The following is a 17539-nucleotide window of genomic DNA, read 5'->3' as shown; positions in this document are numbered from 1 at the left end:
CGGCCGCTGAAGTCCGGCCGTCAAACGTGCGGCCAACGGGACACTGCCGGCGTTCGATCCGGCAGGCCAACCATAAGAACGCCGCCACGGCTGATGAAGCCGTCGCAGCAAGGTAGGAGACAGCATGACCTCATTCGACGAAGCCGCCACCATGCGCAAAGTGTACGGGCGATTAATGCCCCTGCTCTTTGCGATGATGTTCTTCAACTATCTGGACCGGATCAATATCGGATTCGCCGCACTGGACATGAACAAGCAGTTGGGCTTCAGTCCAGCCGTGTTCGGTTTCGCGGGCAGCATCTTCTTCGTCGGCTATATGTTGCTGGAAGTGCCGAGCAATCTGTTGCTGCATCGGGTCGGCGCGCGCCGCTGGATCGCGCGCATTCTGCTGACGTGGGGTGCGGTCGCGGCAGCCACCGCCTTCGTCTTCAACGATTCGAGCTTCTATGTGTTGCGCTTTCTGCTGGGCGTGATGGAAGCGGGCTTTTTGCCGGGCGTGGCGGTCTATCTGACGAAATGGTTTCCGGTGCGCTACCGGGCGCGCGCGGTGGGCGGCTACATCATCGCGGGTTCGTTTTCGGCAGTACTGGGCGGTCCGATCTCGACAACGTTGATGACCTACGCGAACGGCATTCTCGGTTTGCAGGGATGGCAATGGATGTTCATCCTCGAAGGCCTCCCGGCGATGGCGCTCGGTCTGCTGACGCTGCGCATCATGACCGAACGTCCGGCCGACGCCAAATGGCTCTCCGATGACGAAAAGCGTTGGCTCGAATCGACGCTCGCAGCCGAACGCGAAGCTGTGGGCGGTAGCACCCATTTTCCGCTGCTGCGCGTGGCGAGCGACATCCGCGTGTGGAGCCTCGCGTGTCTGTTCGGCTGCGCGCTGGTCGGCATTTATGGCTTGTTCCTGTGGTTGCCGCAGATCGTCAAGAGCCTCGGCCATCTGAGCAATATCGAGGTCGGCTTTCTGTCCGCCGCGCCGCCGCTGCTTGGCGTATTAGGCACGTTTCTGATCAGCCGCAGTTCCGATCGCACGGGCGACCGCAAGAAGCACCTCGCCTTCGTGTACGGCATGAGCGCATTGGCGATTGCCGGCAGTGCGTATGCGCCGAACCCTGTGATCGCCTACGCGCTGCTGTGCCTGACTGGTTTGTTCATCTATGCGGGTAACCCGCTGTTCTGGAGCCTCGCGTCGTCGTTCAGAACGGGCGCTGCGGGCGCCGCGACGATCGCGCTGATCAATACCATCGCGCAGTTCGGCGGTCTGGTCGGTCCCTGGAGCATCGGGCTGGTGCGCAACGCCACCGGCAACTTCAAGCTGGCCTTGCTGACGATTGCAGCGTTTCTGGTGGTCGCGACGATCATCGCACTCGTGATGCGCGTCACGCCGGCTGAAGACGAAGCCGCCTCGCTCGCGACCGGCGACCCTGCCCCGCGCATCTGAGCACCGTGACCGACGAAACAGCGAAGGCAGCGAACGCATAGCGCGGACAGGTAAACATCCACAAGGACACCAACGGGTTTTTCACACCATGATCATCGATTGCCACGGTCACTACACCACTTCGCCGCCGCAGCACGAGGCCTGGCGCGCGCAGCAGATCGCCGCGCTGAAAAACGGCGGCTCGCCGCCACCACGCCCCCTCATTACGGACGACGAAATTCGCGAGAGCATCGAAACCGGCCAGATTCGCATCCAGCGCGAACGCGGCACCGACCTCACGATCTTTTCGCCGCGCGCCGCCGGCATGGGGCATCACCTCGCCACGGCCGAAGCCAACGCCGTTTGGTCGAGCGAATCCAACGACCTCATCCATCGCGTGGTTTCGCTGTTTCCGCGCAACTTCGTCGGCGTGTGCCAACTGCCGCAGGCGCCGGGCGTGGCGCCGGCCAATTGCATCGCCGAACTGCGGCGTTGCGTGGAAGAGCTGGGCTTTATCGGCTGCAATCTGAATCCGGACCCTTCCGGCGGACATTGGTCGGGGCTGCCGATTACGGACCGCTCGTGGTATCCGCTCTATGAAGCGATGGTGGACCTCGACGTGCCTGCAATGATTCACGTGTCCTCATCGTGCAATCCGAATTTTCATGCGACGGGCGCGCATTACATCAACGGCGACACCTCGGCGTTCATGCAGTTGCTGCAGGGCGACCTGTTCGCCGACTTCCCGACCTTGCGCTTCATCATTCCGCACGGCGGCGGCGCGGTGCCCTATCACTGGGGCCGCTATCGCGGGCTCGCGCAGGACATGAAGCGGCCGCTGCTCAGCGAGTACCTGATGAAGAACGTGTTCTTCGATACCTGCGTGTATCACCAGCCCGGCGCCGAACTGCTCGCCAAAGTCATTCCGGTCGAGAACATTCTGTTCGCGTCGGAAACCATCGGCGCGGTTCAGGGTATCGATCCGGAAACCGGCCACTACTACGACGACACGCGGCGCTACATCGACGCCATCGAATGGCTCAGCGCCGCGGACCGTCAGCGCATCTACGAAGACAACGCCCGTGCGGTGTACCCGCGGCTGTCCCATCAACTCGATCAGCAATTCGCCACGCAAGGGGCAACGGTATGACTGTCACGACGAATCCCATCGGCTGGCGCGAACACGAATCCGCGCCTCAGGCCAACCCGGCAACGCTCGACGCATTGCGTGACCTCGCGGTTTCGCTGCTCAGCGACAACATGGCGCGCGCAAGCGGCATGGTCGGCTTGCGGCCGTATCATCAACCCAAGCCGATGGCCGGCACCGCAGTCACGGTCCACACCCGCCCCGGCGACAACCTCGCGATCCATCGCGCGTTCGACTTTTGCCGGCCGGGCGACGTGCTCGTGATCGACGGCGCTGGCGAACTGACGCAAGCGCTGATGGGCGAGATCATGGCCAGCTTCGCGGAGAGTCTGGGCGTGCAGGGCCTTGTGATCGACGGCGCGATCCGCGATGTCGGCGCGCTACGTCAGCGCGATTTTCCGGTGTACGCGCGCGGCGTGACGCACCGTGGGCCGTACAAGAACGGCCCTGGTGAGATCAACGTGCCGGTCACGGTCGGCGGGATGGTGGTTCATCCTGGGGACATCATCGTTGGCGATGAAGACGGTTTGCTCGCGATCTCGCCGGCTGACGTAGAAGCGGTGATCGAAGGCGCGCGGCGGCAGAATGCGAAAGAAACGGCGGCGTTGAAGTCGATCGCCAATGGGTGCTTTGACCGTTCGTGGGTCGTGCCGCATCGCGACCGGATGATGAACGGCTGACTTCACGCACGACGCCAGAGCGTGCATGATGCTGGCTGGTTCCTGCCGCGTAGCTTGAGTCGCGGCGAACCAGCTAACATCGTCCTAAACCTGCAGGAATCGTGTGCCTCATGGCGGAATATCTGAACGCTGCAATGCTCCTTGAACTTGCGCAACGTGCGGAAGAGCGCACTGCCGCGCCTTGCATGTGTACAAAAACGCCGCTGGACGGTTGGCACTCGCAGCCGCTGTCTCTCGACGAAACGCAGTTCAAGGAAGTCGGCACGCTTGCACCGGAGGACGATCCGGAACCGACGTTCAGCGAATACCTACCGGGCAAAACGACCTACTGGTCGGCCGACGCACCGATCGCACCGCGTTACTTCCCATACAACCGCTGTGCCGTCTGGCAGTGCGGGTTATGCGACCGTCTTTATCTGCGGTACACGGAAGGGGGTGGCTACTTCGTCGATCGCAGGATTCGCGCTATACAGTCGGCACTGATCGAGGACGTTCCGCTTCCCGAGTAACGTTAGAGGCGTAGCGCGCGGACTTAATGCCCAGGCTTCAGCGCCGCATACGTCCCCGGCGTGATCCCATAGGCCCGTTTGAAGAGCCGGTTGAGATGGCTTTGATCGTAAAAGCCGACGGCCGCGGCAGCGGTCGCCGCGCTATGCCCCGCCGCAAGCATGCGTTTGGCTGCGAGTAGCCGCACCTGCGTCGCATAGGCGTGCGGTGGCAAGCCAAACTCCTTGCAGAAGGCACGCGTGAGGTAATAGCGGCTCAACCCCACCAGTTCCGCCAGTTCATCGACCGGAATATCGCGCGCATAGTTGGCGGCGACGTACTCCCGCACCTGCGCCATCTTGTGGGCTTCGCGCCGCGCCTCGCCGAGCTCGTGTCGCGATTGTCCATATCGTCCGACCAGCATCCCCATCGCCGCCCACCAATTCGCCTGCCGCTCCATCAGCGAGACCGAGCCGTGCTGGTCGAGACTCGCATGCGCTTTGACCAGCAGGCCGGCCAGATGCGCATCCTGATAGAGCCCCGGCGGGATCAGAAGCGGTTTGTCGGAACGCGAGTCCGGTGAAAACACAGCACCCAGCGCGCCCAGGCCTTCCATGTCGAGATAAATGGCGCGGTAATTCCATTCGCGGCCTTCCCACACCTCGCCACTGTGATACTCGCCGGGTCCGAACACGAGCACGCTGCCGGGGCCGGCGACGTCGCTGCCGGTACGCGTGTGACACTGCCCCGCACCGGATTGCGTCATGACAATGACGAGTTCGTCGTGCAGATGCCGGTCGAATTTGTGCTCGCCGTAGCGTGCGCTGGCGAGACAGGCGCCGTCGAGCGCGCCGTCTCGCCAGCACACCACTTCCGGTTCGCTTCTATCCGATGTGTCCATGGCTCGCTCTCCCGGGATGCCCTTCAAACCAGCTCGATTCTGACCCGGCGATTGCGGCGTCCCTTGTTTTCTATCTTCACGATGCGGATCGGTTTCGATTGCGCCGTGTTGGTCAGATGCGTGCCGCCGCAAGCCTGCCGGTCCAGATCGCCGATTTCGACGATCCGCACCGTGCCGTCGGAGGTCGGCGGCGGCGCCACCGAAAGGCTGCGAATCAGGCCCTGCGTCGATTTTGCCTCGGTTGCGCTGACGTAGTAGGTCCGCACGTCCATGGCGCTGCGGATCACCTCGTTGGCAGGCTCCTCGAGCAGGCGCAATGCGTCGTTGTCCGCCTCGGGCAGATCGAAATCCATGCGGGCGGTACCGTCGGCATTGATCTGCGCGCCGGTCACGAGTGCGCCGGCGAAGCGTTGATACACGAGGGCATTGAGAATATGCGTGGCCGTATGAAGCTGGGCGACGGTGGCGCGCCGGGCCGCGTCGACGGCCACGTGAACGTCGCCGTTCAGTTCGAGCGGCTCGTCGAGCAGATGCCAGAGCATGCCGCCTTCCGGCGCGACGCCGGTAATGCGGACGGCGCCATGCGCGTGCGTCAGCGTTGCCGCGTCCGACACCTGGCCGCCACCGCCCGGGTGCAAGGCCTCGCGGCCCAGCACGACGGCGCCGGGCCGCGAGGCGATCACGCTCGTTTCAAACTCGAGTAAGTCCGGCTGCTCATGGCAAAGATAGTGCGCCACCTTGAATTCCCCGCATGAAATGACTGATTACGCCTAGGATACTCAGTCTCATGGGAGGTCGTCTTGGTCAAAAATGCTCTGTGCGGTTGGGGCCGGACCATCAGTTTCACGGCGTCCGGAAACAAACCCCCGGTTGATATAATTTTCCAGTCACCTATGACCGGGCACGCTCACCAGAAGCAAATATTTCGCCCGTCATACGTCAAGCTGACTGGAAGATTCGATGTCCCAACAAATTGCCAACACGAGTCGACCACCTACCCTCACCGGGCTTTTCCTGATTTTCAGCCGTATTGGACTCACCAGCTTCGGTGGTGGCCTGAGCGGTTGGCTCCTGCGCGAATTCGTCCAGGATCGCGACTGGATCAGTGAAGAAGACTTTTTGAACGGCCTGGCCATCTCTCAAGCGCTGCCGGGCATCAACGTCAAAAACATGGCGATCTGGATCGGCCACCGTCTGCTCGGCTGGCGCGGCGCGCTGCTGGCGGTTGCCGGCATCATCATCCCGCCCGCCATCTTCATCATTATTCTCGGCACGGTCCTCAGTCATCTGCTGCAGTATCCGCTCGCTCACATCCTGCTTGCGGGCGCAGCGGCAGCGGCCACCGGCCTGTCGTTGTCGATGGGCGTGACGACCGCGCGCCGGGTGCCACGCAGACTCCTCCCGCTGCTGTTCCTCGCGGGTACCTTCGTCGCGGTCGGCATATTGCGCCTGCCGCTGGTGTGGGTCGTGATCGGCGCGGGAGACCTGAGCGTGCTGTTCGAATACATCAAACTGCGCAAAGCCTGACCATGTCGAATCGCGTTCTTCTACAGCTTGCGGCCGTTTTCGCGCCCCTGTCACTGGTGACGATAGGCGGTGGCCAGGCCATCATCGCCGATATCCAACGGCAAGTTGTCGACGTGCATGGATGGATGACGCATGCCCAGTTTGGTGTCGACTTTGCCATTTCGCGCATGGCGCCCGGCCCTGGGTCGCTGCTGGCCACCTTGATCGGCTGGCAGATTGCCGGGTTCTGGGGCGCCGTGGTGGCCACACTGGCATTGCTCGCCCCGACCGGCATCCTGATCTACGGCGTGACCCACATCTGGACGCGCTATAAAGGCGCGGCGTGGCAACTGGCGCTCGAGCGTGGGCTGCGCCCCGTCGCCTCCGGCATGCTTCTCGCTGCGGGATGGGTTCTGTTGAAATCGCTCGACGGTGGACTTCCGGCTAAAGCGATTGCCCTCATGTCAGTGGGGACGCTGCTTGGCACGCGGATCAATCCGCTGCTTCTGTTGCTTTGCGGTGCGTTGATGCTGCTCGGTATGTACGAGCTTGGCGCCAGCCTTCCGTCCATCCTTCAAGTTCACATGGCGAGCTAGTGCAATTCCGTCACGGCGTCTGCAGCGTGCCGTCCTTCAAGCGGGTTTGCGTCCAAGTCGTCACGGTGTTTTCGCAAGGATATTTCGCGGCCTCGGTTTCGTCGATGTCCACGCCCAAGCCCGGTTTGTCATTGGCATAAACGTGTCCGTTCCTGAATTCGGGCAGTCCCGGGAAGACATCGAGCAACGCCTCTCGCGGACCCTTAAGGTCCTGGATCACGAAGTTAGGCGGCTCGGTTCCCGACCATTCCTGCACGCCGAAATTACGCGCGGCGAGATCGATATGGATGTTCGCTGCATGTGCCAGCGGCGACATATCGCCCGGGCCGTGCCATGCGGTCCTTACCCCGAACTGCTCGGCGAATATCTGCAGCTTACGGCCTGCGGTGATGCCGCCGATCTGGCTGAGATGCACACGAATAAAGTCGATCAGGCGCTCGGTGATCAGAAACCGCCATTCGTACGGGTTATTGAACAGCTCACCCTGGGCAAGCGGCGTGGTTGTCTTGGCGCGTAGCTGACGCATCCATTCGCCTTCCTCGAGCGCAATCGCGTCTTCGAGAAAGAACAGTTCGTACTGTTCCAGCTCGCACGCAAAACGGATCGCTTCCACCGGCTTCAGGCGTTCATGCACGTCATGGCACAACTCGACGTCGAAACCGATCTTGCTGCGAATGCCGTCGAACAGCTTGAGCGTCTCCCGCATGTACTTTCTGCTGTCGAGATACACGCCATCCGCGGCGCCTTCGGGCGCGCTCGCTGGTGCCTTGCCGAAGCTCCCCCCGCCATAGCCACCGCTCTGGCAACGAATATGCGTGATGCCCTGCTCGCGATACTTCTGGATGTTCTCGCACAACTCGTTCAGATCGCGACCGTCGGCATGGCGATAAATTGGCACGCCCTCGCGACACTTGCCGCCGAACAACTGATAGAGCGGCATGTTCGCCATCTTGCCCTTGATGTCCCACAGCGCCATATCCACACCGGAGATCGCGTTGTTCTCGATCGCACCGTTGCGCCAGTACGCGTTCTGATGCATCAGTTGCCACAGTTCCTCGATCGCCTCGGCGTCACGACCGATCAGCAACGGCCGCAGGTATTCCTCGATGAGACACGTCACCGCCACGTGCCGGTAGGCGAATGTCGCGCATCCGAGACCGACCAGACCGGGCTGGTTTGTCTCGATCTTCACGACGATCAGGTTGATGCCTTCCGGCGCGGTCAGGATGACCTTTACATCGGTAATCAGGGTTGCCATGTTCTGTCTGCCAAAATCGAATCAATCAAACGAAGTCGAATTGCGCTCTTCTTCGCCAAAACGTGACGTCCGAGGTGTCGGGAAAGACGGACCTGCGCGAGAAATTCCCCGAGCGTTACGTGCGATGCAACGACAATGAAGCATCACGCTTGGCGTGCTCGTCGGCATTCGCGGGCACGGTCATCATCAGGATCACCGAGAGAAGCAGGCCGGCCGCCATGAAAATATACGAAGCCGCCGGGCTGCCGGTCGCGCCGTTCAGATAGCCCACCACCCACGAACCGAGAAACGCCCCCAACGCACCGCATGCGTTGATGAGGCCGATCGCGCCGCCCAGCACGTTGCTGGGAATCAGTTCCGGCACGAGTGCGAAGAACGGGCCATACGGCGCGTACATCGTTGCACCTGCAACGACCAGCAGCGCGAACGAGATCCAGAAGTGCGAGCCGCCGATCAGATAGGAAGCGACGAACGCAATGGTCCCGACGAGCAGCAGCGGCCAGACGAACAGCTTGCGATTACGCGTCTTGTCCGAGAGCCACGACGCGAGCAGCATCAGGATGATTGCGGCGAGATAAGGCACAGCGGCGAGCCAGCCCACCGACACGATGTCGATCGTCGAGGCGGCTTTGAGGATCGACGGCAGCCACATGATGAAGCCGTACACGCCGATGCTCCACAGCGCATGAATCGCGCAAAACTTGATCACGATCGACGAACGGAACGCCGCCTTGTAATTGCGCACCGGCGCGATATGGGCCTGCTCGGCCTTCAGGCGCGCGTCGAGTTCAGTCTTTTCGGCATCGCTCATCCAGGGCGCGTCGGCCGGACGGTCTTTCACCGTGAACCACCAGACCACGGCCCATGCGATGGCGGGCATACCCTCGAGGACAAACATCTCGCGCCAGCCGAAACTGCGAACCAGATAGCCCGACACCACCGACATCCACAGCACCGTCACCGGATTGCCGAGAATCAGGAACGTGTTGGCGCGCGAGCGCTCGCTGCGTGTGAACCAGCGGCTGATGTACATCAGCATCGACGGCATCACGGCCGCCTCCACGACGCCGAGCGTGAAGCGCAGCACCATTAGCATCGGAATATTGCTGACCATGCCGGTCGCCGCCGCGCACAATCCCCACAGAATCAGACTGAAGAAGATCAGCTTCTTCACGCTATTGCGCTGTGCGTAAATCGCACCGGGCACCTGAAACAGGCAGTAGCCGAGAAAGAACAGCGAGCCAATCAGCGACGAAGTGCCATGGGTGATGCCGAGATCCTTGTCGATCCCGGCCGCGGCGGCGAAGCCGTAATTCGCGCGGTCGAGATAGGCGAGGCTATACGTGATGAAGATGATGGGCATCAGATACCACCATCTTTGAGTTGCTACGGGTTTGACGCTTTCCATGATGTCTCCGGATCAGTGCGGCGCACGAACTATCTGATGCGAGTGGCTGTTTGTTTTGCTCTATTCGCGTGGACCTGCTTTTAAAGAACGGCTAGCCAGCCACCATCGACGTAGATGATCTGGCCGTTCACATAGCTCGACGCCGGTGAAGCCAGATACACCGCCGTGCCGACGAGTTCTTCCGGCTTGCCCCAGCGTTGCGAGGGATTGCTGCTCTTGACCCATGCGTCGAAAGCAGCGTTCTCGATCAGCGGCTTGTTCATGTCGGTCAGGATGTAACCCGGACCGATCGCGTTCGCCTGAATGTCCGAGGCCGCCCACTCGGCGCTCATGGCGCGGGTCAGCATCTTGATGCCGCCCTTCGCCGCCGTATAGGCGCCGACCGTCGCGCGCCCGGCTTCGCTCGTGAGCGAGCCGATGTTGATGATCTTGCCGCCCGTGCCGCGCGCGATCATGCGGCGTGCGGCCTGCTTCGCGACGATGAAGGCGCTCGTCAGATTGGTGTCGATTACGCGCTGCCAGTCGCTCAGTTCGAGTTCGACGAGCGGCTTGCGAAACTGGATGCCGGCGTTGTTGACCACGATATCGACTTGCACGCCGTCCTTGTCCCACTGCGCGAATGCGTCGGCAACGGCGCTTTCGTCGGTCACATCGAAGGCGCGGCCTTGCGCATTGAAACCCTTGTCGCTCAGACGGGCGACCGCTTCGGCCACCGTGTCGGCGCGCGTGCCGTTCAGGATGACGTTCGCACCGGCGGCCGCCAGTCCCTCGGCAAGCGCGAATCCGATGCCGCGCGCCGAGCCGGTAACGAGTGCCGTGCGGCCGCTCAGATCGAATAGCTGTGTCATGCGTGTGTCCTCTCGATGTTCAGAAACGAGGCGCGAGTGCGCCTCTCGCGATCCCGACGAGGGTCGCGATGAAATGGGTTACGGCGATTGCTACGTGGGTTGATCGTTGGCGGTTCGGTCCAGCGCGGCGCGGTCCTCGAAGTCCTGCTCGGCGCGCCTGATGAGCGTGAGTACGGCCTCTTCCGCCGCGACGGGATCCCCCTTCTCGATCGCGACGCACAGTGCCTCGTGCATCGGCAGCGAACGGGCCGGACCGCCGGCGATTTCAGAGCTGAGTTCGAAACTGGTGCGCAGGATCGCCGACAGCGCGTTCTGCATCTGCTGGACGAACTGGTTGTGGCAGGCGGTAAGGATGGCGCCGTGAAACGCGAGGTCGGCGGGAACGTACTCGCCGTGGCCGGCAACCGCGCGTTCCATTGCCTTGAAAGCCCGCCGGACCGCGATGCGGTCTTCGTCAGTTGCGCGTTTCGCGGCGAGCCTGGCCGCGTTCGGCTCGATGATCAGGCGCAGTTCCATCAGGTCTTCGATGAGGCCGGGCTCGACGGCGCTTGCACGCGCGCGCCACATGATCACGTCCGGGTCGAACAACTGCCATTGCGCGCGCGGCAGCACGACCGTCCCGTAGCGGCGGCGCACCTGCAGCATGCCCTTGGCGGAGAGCGACTTCATCGTCTCGCGGATGGTGATGCGGCTCACCTGCATCTGCTCGGCAAGCACCGGCTCGGCGGGAAGAATGTCGCCGGGCATGAATTTGCCTGAACAAATCTGTTCACCCATCTGATTCAGGACCTGCCTGTGCAAAGTCGCCACGATTTGCCCTCTATGTCATACGTATGATGTAGAAAGATAGGCGCGACGAGGCCGCATGGCAATTCGGGTTCACCCGCAGTGCGGGTGGGAAGGGGTAGCCGGTATGGAGGGCGTTGCTGCGATGGAAGGGATTGCCGGAGCGCACGGCGCCGGGCAAACGTGCTGCGGCTCCGCTGGGCACGGAGCAACGCGCCGCAAAGCGCACTACCGGTTGCGTCAGACCTTTGCGATATGCGTCTCGGCGATCGCGCGGACGTCGATACGGCGCGGCAGGATAGCGTCGCGATCCGCGCTATCAGCAACCTTCTGGAGCGCGGCGATATCCGCCTCGGTCACGAAGTGCTGTTTCAATGCCGCGCGCTGCGTGATCTGCTTCGCGGCGTCGAGTGGCGAGCGCGTCAAGGTCGAGTAGATCTGCGCGTAGGCATCGGGATTCGCAAGCGCCCAATCACCCGCGCGTTGCAGCCGAAGCAGAACGTCTGCGATAGCCGCGCGTTTGCGCGTATCCGCCAGCGCGGCGCCCGATGCAGTGATGAAGCCGAGGCCACTATTGATCCCAGAACCGTCCCGCAAAATACGCGCGCCACGTTGGACCGCGATACCGTAGTACGGATCGAATGTCGCCCACACGTCGATTGAACCGGACGCGAACGCCGCAAACGCATCGACCGGCAGGATGAAACGAACCTTGACGTCGTCCTTCGAGAGTCCTGCTTCGGCGAGCGCACCATACAACTGGAATTGCGAAATGCTGCCGCGCGCCGACGACACGAATACGGTGCGCCCCTTCAGATCCGCCACCGTGCGAATCGGTGAATTGGGCGCAACCAGAATACCGAGTTGCGCGCCCGACCCCACACGCGTCGCGACGATCTTCAAGGTCGGATCGCCGACTGCCGCTGCAAGCACAGGCAAGTCGCCCGCCGGGGCAAGATCGACGGCGCCCGCGCGTTGCGCCTCGAAGAGTGGCGCGGCACCCTGGAAGTTAGCCCAGCGAAATGCGTACGGCGTGCCGTCGAGAACCTTGGCCGCTTCGGCAAGCGCCCGTGTGCCGCCGGCCTGGTCGCCGAGCACGATCGTGGTCGATGCCAGATCGGCGGCCTGCACGTTGAGTGAATGAAATGCGCCGGTTACGGCAAGCGCCGGAACTGCGCTGAGTAACTTCAGCGTGCGCCGCCGCGTAGAAAAAGACGTGGAAACAGAAGCGGCCATATGCCCTCGCTTGCAATATTTCTGCAAGCGTAGCGATCAGGACGCTTCGTGAGAATGATTCAATTCCGATATCGTTATCTCGATCGGGCAGCTATCTTTTTCACCCCAGCGCGAGCCCGTCACTTACGACTTCTCGAATATGCCGCGATACGCGCCGTACATCGACAGAACGATCAGCGCGCTGACCAGCGGCGAGGACCGGCCGTCCGATCATTCGCCGCACTAATACAAAGGATTAGAAAACAGACTTTTACTTATTGTTTTTGGCTTCCGATAAAGGCACCAGGCCATGCGCGCAATGGCTGCGTTCATCCACTGAAACCGCCATGCCTCAAGGAGAAACCCATGACGTCCTACCGCCCCACGGACACGCCAGCGCCACCGCCAGGAGATGGCACCCCGGTCAACATGAAAAAGATCGCGGTGGCGAGTGTGATCGGCACGACTGTCGAATGGTATGACCTGTTCGTTTTCGCCACCGCCTCGGCACTCGTCTTCAATAAGGTGTTCTTTCCCGGCTTTGTCCCGTTGGTCGGCACCTTGCTGGCGTTCGGCACGTTCGCCTCCGCCTACCTCGCGCGCATCGTCGGTGCCGCCCTGTTCGGCCATTTCGGCGACCGCCTCGGACGCAAGGCGATGCTGCTGGTCTCGCTCATCATCATGGGCATCGCGACGTTCTCGATTGGGCTGCTGCCGAACTACGCGTCGATTGGCATCTGGGCGCCCATTCTGTTGCTCACCTTGCGCGTCATTCAGGGGCTCGCGCTCGGCGGCGAATGGGGCGGCGCCGTGCTGATGGCGGTGGAACACGCGCCGGCCGGCAAGCGTGGACTGTATGGCTCGTGGGTGCAAATCGGCGTGCCTGCCGGTACCCTGATCGCCAATCTGGCGTTTCTGCTCTGCAATGCCACGCTGTCAAACGACGCACTGCTCTCCTGGGGTTGGCGCATTCCGTTCCTTGCGAGCGCATTGCTCGTGGGTGTCGGGCTTTATATCCGCCTGAACACATCGGAAACGCCGTCGTTTCGCAAAGTCAAGGAGGCCGACGCGCAGGTCAAGTTGCCGATCGCCGAGGTTCTCACCCGATACTGGAAGCAGGTTCTGCTCGGCGGCATCGCGACGATGTCGACGGGCACCTCGTTCAACCTGATCGTCGCTTTCGGGCTAACCTACGGGACGCAGACGCTGGGCTTCTCACGGAACGCGATGCTTTCCATCGCGCTGATTGCCTGCGCGCTCTGCATCGTGTTGTTGCCGGCCTTCGGCAAGTTATCCGACGTCGTGGGCCGCAAGCCGGTAATCATCGGCGGCATCGTCGCCGAAGCCCTGCTCGCTTTTCCGCTTTTCTGGCTGCTGGATACGCGCGAGTTTCCGTTCGCGCTGCTCGGCTATCTGCTGATGATGACCGCCTTCGCCGCGAACTATGGACCCATCGCCACCTTCCTCGCGGAGCTGTTCGGCACCGAGGTTCGCTACTCCGGTCTGTCGGTGAGCTATATGTTGTCCGGGCTGCTCGGCAGTGCGGCCACGCCGATTGTCACCACTGCGCTGTTGTCCGCTACAGGCCGCGGATCGTCGGTGGCGTGGTACATGATGGGCTCGGCTGCTGTTTCGGTACTCGCGCTCGTGCTGCTCGCGGAGACGCTTCGCCGGGATATCTCGTCTGCGGCGCGCGCCAATGCCGCCACGGCAAGCCTTTCGTGAAGGTCTGATATGAAAACGGAAAACGCCGCTCTGATGCAAGCCACACCCGACTCACCCTTACTGCACAGCCTCGAATCCGTCAGCTTCCCGACACTCGGGCATTTCCTGGAAAACGGCTTCGCGGACCATCGCCTTCGCGCGATGGTCCCCAATGTGAAGGTGATCGGGCGCGCAGTGACGCTCAAGCTGCTGTCGCCCGACGCCATTCCCGTCAACCGCGCCCTGTCGCAACTCAAACCGGGCGACGTGCTGGTGATCGACATGAGCGGTAACCATACGCATGCGCCGGTCGGAGCGGTCACGGCATGTGCCGCGCTCAACGCCGGCGCGAGGGGTGTTATCGTCGACGGCGTGGTGACCGATCTCATCGAACTACGCAGCACGGGGCTGCCGGTGTTCGCGCGCGGAACATCGTTGCTCACGACCAAAAAGCGCGACACGATGTCGAGCCTGTTCAACGAGCCGGTGGTGTGCGGTGGGGTCGTGGTGCGCCCAGGCGACATCGTGCTGGCCGACGACAACGGTGTACTGTTCGCTGAAGCACTGGCCCTTGCCGACGTGATCGATCTGGCGCTGGCTTCCGACCATGCGGAGCCCGCGATACTGGCTCGCCTTAACGCCAAAGCGCCGCTTCACGAGGTCCTGCAATGCTTCATGTCGTAAAGTATTCACGCGGCTAATGATCAGCATTAGAACAATCAAGTTGACGGACACTGACGCGCTAGCGAACACTACGTGCACTACAGCAAGTGAGAACCTGGGAGTCTTCTGAAATGCAATCCACGCCCACATCCGATCGCATGAGCGACAAACCGGCACCGATCGGTGCCGAACAGCAGGTACGGGAGGAACTGGCGGCGCTCTACCGGCTGGCCGCTCACTTCCGCATGACCGACATGATCGACACGCACATCACGGCGCGCCTGCCCAGTTTGCCGGGCGAGCCGCCGGCATTTCTGATCAACCGCTACGGCGTGCTGTTTCACGAAATGCGCGCGTCGGACCTCGTGAAGATCGATCATCTCGGCAACGTCGTCGACGAGCGGGCGCACAGCGACCCGGCGTTGTTTCGTGTGAACGCCGCAGGGTTCACGATTCATTCGGCCATCCACGCGGCGCGCGACGATCTGCATTTCGTGATCCATACGCATACAGCCGCCGGAACAGCCGTATCGGCGCAGGAGCAGGGGCTGCTGCCGATCAGTCAGCATGCGTTGAAGTTCTACGGCAAGCTCGCTTACCACGACTACGAGGGCATCGCGCTCGAACTCGGCGAGCGCGAGCGTCTGGTGCGCGACCTCGGTTCCTGCAAGGCGATGATCCTGCGCAATCATGGCTTGCTTGCGGCAGGCGCGACGGCAGCCGAAGCGTTCCACGAGATCTATTTCCTCGAGCGGGCCTGTCAGGCACAAATCCAGGCGCTGGCCGGCGGCAGCACACTGCGCATCCCGCCGCGAGAAGTGTGCGAGCTGACAGCGAGCCAGTTCGCTCGCGACGACTCCGCGGGAATTTCGGAGCTGGCGTGGCGCGCGGCGTTACGGTTGATCGACGACCCGCAATCCGACTACCGCAACTAGGCCCGTTCTCCGGTTCGATGCAATGACCAAATTAGTTCTGATGAGCCGTGACTTCGATATGTCACACCTGGTGCAGCCGATTCTGCGCGCCGCCCCTGAGTTCGATGTCGTGATGCACGGCGAGCGGTCCAGCGGCGACGCTGACATCGCCGTGTGCTGGAACCCGCCGGCCGGCGCATTGGCGGCGCTGCCGAAACTGCGGCTCGTGCATAGCATCGCTGCGGGCGTCGACAACATCCTGTCCGACCCTGCCCTGCCTGCCGTGCCGCTGTGCCGGGTCGTCGATCCGCAACACGCACGCGGCATGAGCGAATTCGTCACGTGGGGGGCGCTACACTTCCATCGCCAGCTCGACCACGTGCTCGCCAATCAGCGTCTTAACCGCTGGTTCCGCGACGATCAGCGCGATGCTTCCGAATGCGCCGTCGGCATCATGGGACTGGGAGAAATCGGCAGCCGCGTCGCCACGGATTTGCAGCGCTTCGGCTTCGCGGTGCGCGGCTGGGCGCGCAAGCCCCGCGAACTGCCAGGCGTGACGACCTTCGCCGGTCCGGAGCAATTCAAGCCATTCCTTCAGGGGACGGACATCCTCGTGTGTCTCTTGCCGCTCACGCACGAAACCCGCTGGATTCTCAATGCGAACATGTTCGAGCACTTACGGCCTGGCGCGAAGCTGATTCACGTCGGTCGTGGCGAACATCTGGTGCCCGCGGACCTGATCGCGGCATTGACGAGCGGGCAGATTGGCGGTGCGATCGTCGACGTGTTTCCAACCGAACCGCTACCGCCCGAAGATCATTTGTGGCGCGCACCCAATCTGATCGTGACGCCGCACATGGCGTCGGTGGCAAGCTCGGAAACGATCGCCACGCAGGTGGCGCACAACGCGCGCAGGCTGATCCGCGGTGAACCGCTGCAGAACGTGGTGGACGTGACGCGCGGCTACTAAGCGTGAGGCTCGAGGCCAGCACCTTCCGCCTGACCATCGATGAACACATTCAGCGCATCGATAAACGCGGCTTCAGCAGCGCTCAGCTTGCGGTCCTGTGACCACAGCATGTAGATATCGAGGTCGGCCACGCCTTCATCCGGCGGCAGCCGCTGAAGGCGGCCTTGAACGATGTCGTCGCGCACGACGTGCTCCGGCAGGCAACCAATGCCGAAGCCCGCAAAAATGAAACGCCTCACCTCGGTCATGCTCGACGATGAGCCGACCACGCGCCCCGTGAAGCCCATCTCGTCACGAAAGAATGTGAGCGGCGACAGGTGGTCGCCCACTTTGTCGCCGGTGAAAGAGACGAACTTCTCGCCGGCGAGATCGGCGACCCGAAGGTCGTTGCGCCCAAAGAGCGGATGATGACGTCCGCAGAAAAGTGCATACCGTTGACGTAGAAACACGCGGCTGTCGACCCGCTTGGGTAACGCGCGCCGCGGCGTCAATCCGAGTGTTGCGGACTTTTGCTGGAGGCTGTTCACCACATCAGCGCTGCGCATTTCCTGGCTTTCGAGCTCGATACGCGGATACGTGCGATGGAACTCCGCCAGAAACGTGTCGTAGGCCGGGAAATCGATGCCGCTGACGGTACTCACGCGCACCATGCCGGAGATATCGTGTTCGCGATCCACCTCGGCAAGCGACAGCCGCGAGATCGTGCCGTACACGTCTTCAGCAATCTGCTTCACTTCGATGCCGGCCTGCGTGACTTCGATACGCGGACCGTGACGATCCACGAGGCGCAGACCCAACTGCTCCTCCAGCCGGCGCAACGCCTGGCTCACGGCGGGCTGTGTCAAGTGCAGCTTCGTCGCCGCGCGACTCACGCTGCCTTCTTTCGCAATGGCAAGAAAAGTCCGCAGCAGGTTCCAGTCGAGGCGGTCGTTCAGATAAGTATCCGGGCGGTCTTTGCTCACAATGAGCCTCACTGGTTTCATCATCCGCCAAAATTATACTTAGGATTAGAATTAGAAATTAGACTTATC

At 62.1% G+C, this 17539-nt stretch carries 18 protein-coding genes; 10 read left to right on the top strand and 8 right to left on the bottom strand.

The features are described from left to right. Window positions 1–124 precede the first annotated feature (124 nt). From P3T25_RS07350 to P3T25_RS07335, 4 genes are all read left to right on the top strand, one after another. Window positions 125–1447 carry an MFS transporter gene (locus P3T25_RS07350; RefSeq protein ID WP_154562490.1) on the top strand — a complete coding sequence of 441 codons (1323 nt, stop codon included), beginning with the start codon at window positions 125–127 and terminating at the stop codon, window positions 1445–1447. A gap of 88 nt (window positions 1448–1535) precedes the next feature. Beyond that, window positions 1536–2576, top strand: a complete 1041-nt coding sequence (locus P3T25_RS07345; protein ID WP_429357790.1) for an amidohydrolase family protein — start codon at window positions 1536–1538, stop codon at window positions 2574–2576. Then, window positions 2573–3253 (top strand): RraA family protein, encoded by a 681-nt coding sequence (locus P3T25_RS07340; RefSeq protein WP_429357789.1) that lies wholly within the window; start codon window positions 2573–2575, stop codon window positions 3251–3253. The genes P3T25_RS07345 and P3T25_RS07340 overlap by 4 nt, the downstream gene beginning before the upstream one ends. A gap of 110 nt (window positions 3254–3363) precedes the next feature. Further along, window positions 3364–3762: a hypothetical protein gene (locus P3T25_RS07335; RefSeq protein ID WP_429357788.1), complete on the top strand. Its 399-nt coding sequence runs from the start codon at window positions 3364–3366 to the stop codon at window positions 3760–3762. A 23-nt stretch (window positions 3763–3785) separates the two neighbouring features. On the opposite strand, the gene P3T25_RS07330 is transcribed toward P3T25_RS07335, so the two are convergent. Then, the gene (locus P3T25_RS07330) at window positions 3786–4640 is read right to left on the bottom strand and encodes an AraC family transcriptional regulator (RefSeq protein ID WP_429357787.1); all 855 of its coding nucleotides are present in this window, start codon (window positions 4638–4640) and stop codon (window positions 3786–3788) included. A 23-nt stretch (window positions 4641–4663) separates the two neighbouring features. After that, on the bottom strand, window positions 4664–5377 hold the full coding sequence (locus P3T25_RS07325; RefSeq protein ID WP_429357786.1) for an alanyl-tRNA editing protein: 714 nt from the start codon (window positions 5375–5377) through the stop codon (window positions 4664–4666). Window positions 5378–5600: 223 nt separating this feature from the next. Between P3T25_RS07325 and P3T25_RS07320 the strand changes: the two genes are divergently transcribed. Together P3T25_RS07320 and P3T25_RS07315 are read left to right on the top strand one after the other, a co-directional pair. Next, window positions 5601–6167, top strand: coding sequence for a chromate transporter (locus tag P3T25_RS07320; protein WP_429357785.1), 567 nt, complete (start codon window positions 5601–5603; stop codon window positions 6165–6167). A gap of 2 nt (window positions 6168–6169) precedes the next feature. Then, entirely contained in the window at window positions 6170–6742 is a 573-nt protein-coding gene (locus tag P3T25_RS07315) for a chromate transporter (RefSeq protein WP_429357784.1), read from the top strand. A 10-nt stretch (window positions 6743–6752) separates the two neighbouring features. On the opposite strand, the gene P3T25_RS07310 is transcribed toward P3T25_RS07315, so the two are convergent. The 5 genes from P3T25_RS07310 to P3T25_RS07290 form a co-directional block, all read right to left on the bottom strand. Next, window positions 6753–8000 carry an enolase C-terminal domain-like protein gene (locus tag P3T25_RS07310; RefSeq protein WP_429357783.1) on the bottom strand — a complete coding sequence of 416 codons (1248 nt, stop codon included), beginning with the start codon at window positions 7998–8000 and terminating at the stop codon, window positions 6753–6755. Between the two features lie 115 nt (window positions 8001–8115). After that, entirely contained in the window at window positions 8116–9408 is a 1293-nt protein-coding gene (locus P3T25_RS07305) for an MFS transporter (protein WP_429357782.1), read from the bottom strand. Window positions 9409–9488: 80 nt separating this feature from the next. Next, window positions 9489–10256, bottom strand: coding sequence for an SDR family oxidoreductase (locus P3T25_RS07300; protein WP_171926694.1), 768 nt, complete (start codon window positions 10254–10256; stop codon window positions 9489–9491). Between the two features lie 90 nt (window positions 10257–10346). Then, window positions 10347–11066: a FadR/GntR family transcriptional regulator gene (locus P3T25_RS07295; protein ID WP_266259413.1), complete on the bottom strand. Its 720-nt coding sequence runs from the start codon at window positions 11064–11066 to the stop codon at window positions 10347–10349. A 216-nt stretch (window positions 11067–11282) separates the two neighbouring features. Continuing rightward, window positions 11283–12278, bottom strand: a complete 996-nt coding sequence (locus P3T25_RS07290; protein WP_429357781.1) for an ABC transporter substrate-binding protein — start codon at window positions 12276–12278, stop codon at window positions 11283–11285. A gap of 345 nt (window positions 12279–12623) precedes the next feature. Between P3T25_RS07290 and P3T25_RS07285 the strand changes: the two genes are divergently transcribed. The 4 genes from P3T25_RS07285 (at window position 12624) to P3T25_RS07270 (ending at window position 16508) form a co-directional block, all read left to right on the top strand. After that, window positions 12624–13982 carry an MFS transporter gene (locus P3T25_RS07285; RefSeq protein WP_429357780.1) on the top strand — a complete coding sequence of 453 codons (1359 nt, stop codon included), beginning with the start codon at window positions 12624–12626 and terminating at the stop codon, window positions 13980–13982. Between the two features lie 9 nt (window positions 13983–13991). Further along, window positions 13992–14645 (top strand): RraA family protein, encoded by a 654-nt coding sequence (locus P3T25_RS07280; protein WP_429357779.1) that lies wholly within the window; start codon window positions 13992–13994, stop codon window positions 14643–14645. A 137-nt stretch (window positions 14646–14782) separates the two neighbouring features. Further along, complete coding sequence (locus P3T25_RS07275; protein ID WP_429357816.1) at window positions 14783–15559, top strand: class II aldolase/adducin family protein; 777 nt, start codon at window positions 14783–14785, stop codon at window positions 15557–15559. Between the two features lie 22 nt (window positions 15560–15581). Then, entirely contained in the window at window positions 15582–16508 is a 927-nt protein-coding gene (locus P3T25_RS07270) for a 2-hydroxyacid dehydrogenase (protein ID WP_429357778.1), read from the top strand. Here the strand turns inward: P3T25_RS07270 and P3T25_RS07265 are convergent. Next, window positions 16505–17470: a LysR family transcriptional regulator gene (locus tag P3T25_RS07265; RefSeq protein ID WP_266259408.1), complete on the bottom strand. Its 966-nt coding sequence runs from the start codon at window positions 17468–17470 to the stop codon at window positions 16505–16507. The genes P3T25_RS07270 and P3T25_RS07265 overlap by 4 nt on opposite strands. Between the last annotated feature and the right edge of the window lie 69 nt (window positions 17471–17539).

The sequence above is a fragment of the Paraburkholderia sp. GAS32 genome, assembly GCF_050434225.1.
GTDB lineage: Bacteria > Pseudomonadota > Gammaproteobacteria > Burkholderiales > Burkholderiaceae > Paraburkholderia > Paraburkholderia madseniana.
Note: the sequence above shows the minus strand (reverse complement) of the source record. Positions and strands in the feature narration are given on the sequence as shown.

Coding starts and splice junctions, on each gene's coding strand:
- P3T25_RS07350 (WP_154562490.1), top strand. CDS start 125: ATGACCTCATTCGACGAAGCCGCCACCATGCGCAAAGTGTACGGGCGA.
- P3T25_RS07290 (WP_429357781.1), bottom strand. CDS start 12,278: ATGGCCGCTTCTGTTTCCACGTCTTTTTCTACGCGGCGGCGCACGCTG.
- P3T25_RS07285 (WP_429357780.1), top strand. CDS start 12,624: ATGACGTCCTACCGCCCCACGGACACGCCAGCGCCACCGCCAGGAGAT.
- P3T25_RS07330 (WP_429357787.1), bottom strand. CDS start 4,640: ATGGACACATCGGATAGAAGCGAACCGGAAGTGGTGTGCTGGCGAGAC.
- P3T25_RS07335 (WP_429357788.1), top strand. CDS start 3,364: ATGGCGGAATATCTGAACGCTGCAATGCTCCTTGAACTTGCGCAACGT.
- P3T25_RS07310 (WP_429357783.1), bottom strand. CDS start 8,000: ATGGCAACCCTGATTACCGATGTAAAGGTCATCCTGACCGCGCCGGAA.
- P3T25_RS07345 (WP_429357790.1), top strand. CDS start 1,536: ATGATCATCGATTGCCACGGTCACTACACCACTTCGCCGCCGCAGCAC.
- P3T25_RS07340 (WP_429357789.1), top strand. CDS start 2,573: ATGACTGTCACGACGAATCCCATCGGCTGGCGCGAACACGAATCCGCG.
- P3T25_RS07275 (WP_429357816.1), top strand. CDS start 14,783: ATGAGCGACAAACCGGCACCGATCGGTGCCGAACAGCAGGTACGGGAG.
- P3T25_RS07320 (WP_429357785.1), top strand. CDS start 5,601: ATGTCCCAACAAATTGCCAACACGAGTCGACCACCTACCCTCACCGGG.
- P3T25_RS07270 (WP_429357778.1), top strand. CDS start 15,582: ATGACCAAATTAGTTCTGATGAGCCGTGACTTCGATATGTCACACCTG.
- P3T25_RS07300 (WP_171926694.1), bottom strand. CDS start 10,256: ATGACACAGCTATTCGATCTGAGCGGCCGCACGGCACTCGTTACCGGC.
- P3T25_RS07305 (WP_429357782.1), bottom strand. CDS start 9,408: ATGGAAAGCGTCAAACCCGTAGCAACTCAAAGATGGTGGTATCTGATG.
- P3T25_RS07315 (WP_429357784.1), top strand. CDS start 6,170: ATGTCGAATCGCGTTCTTCTACAGCTTGCGGCCGTTTTCGCGCCCCTG.
- P3T25_RS07280 (WP_429357779.1), top strand. CDS start 13,992: ATGAAAACGGAAAACGCCGCTCTGATGCAAGCCACACCCGACTCACCC.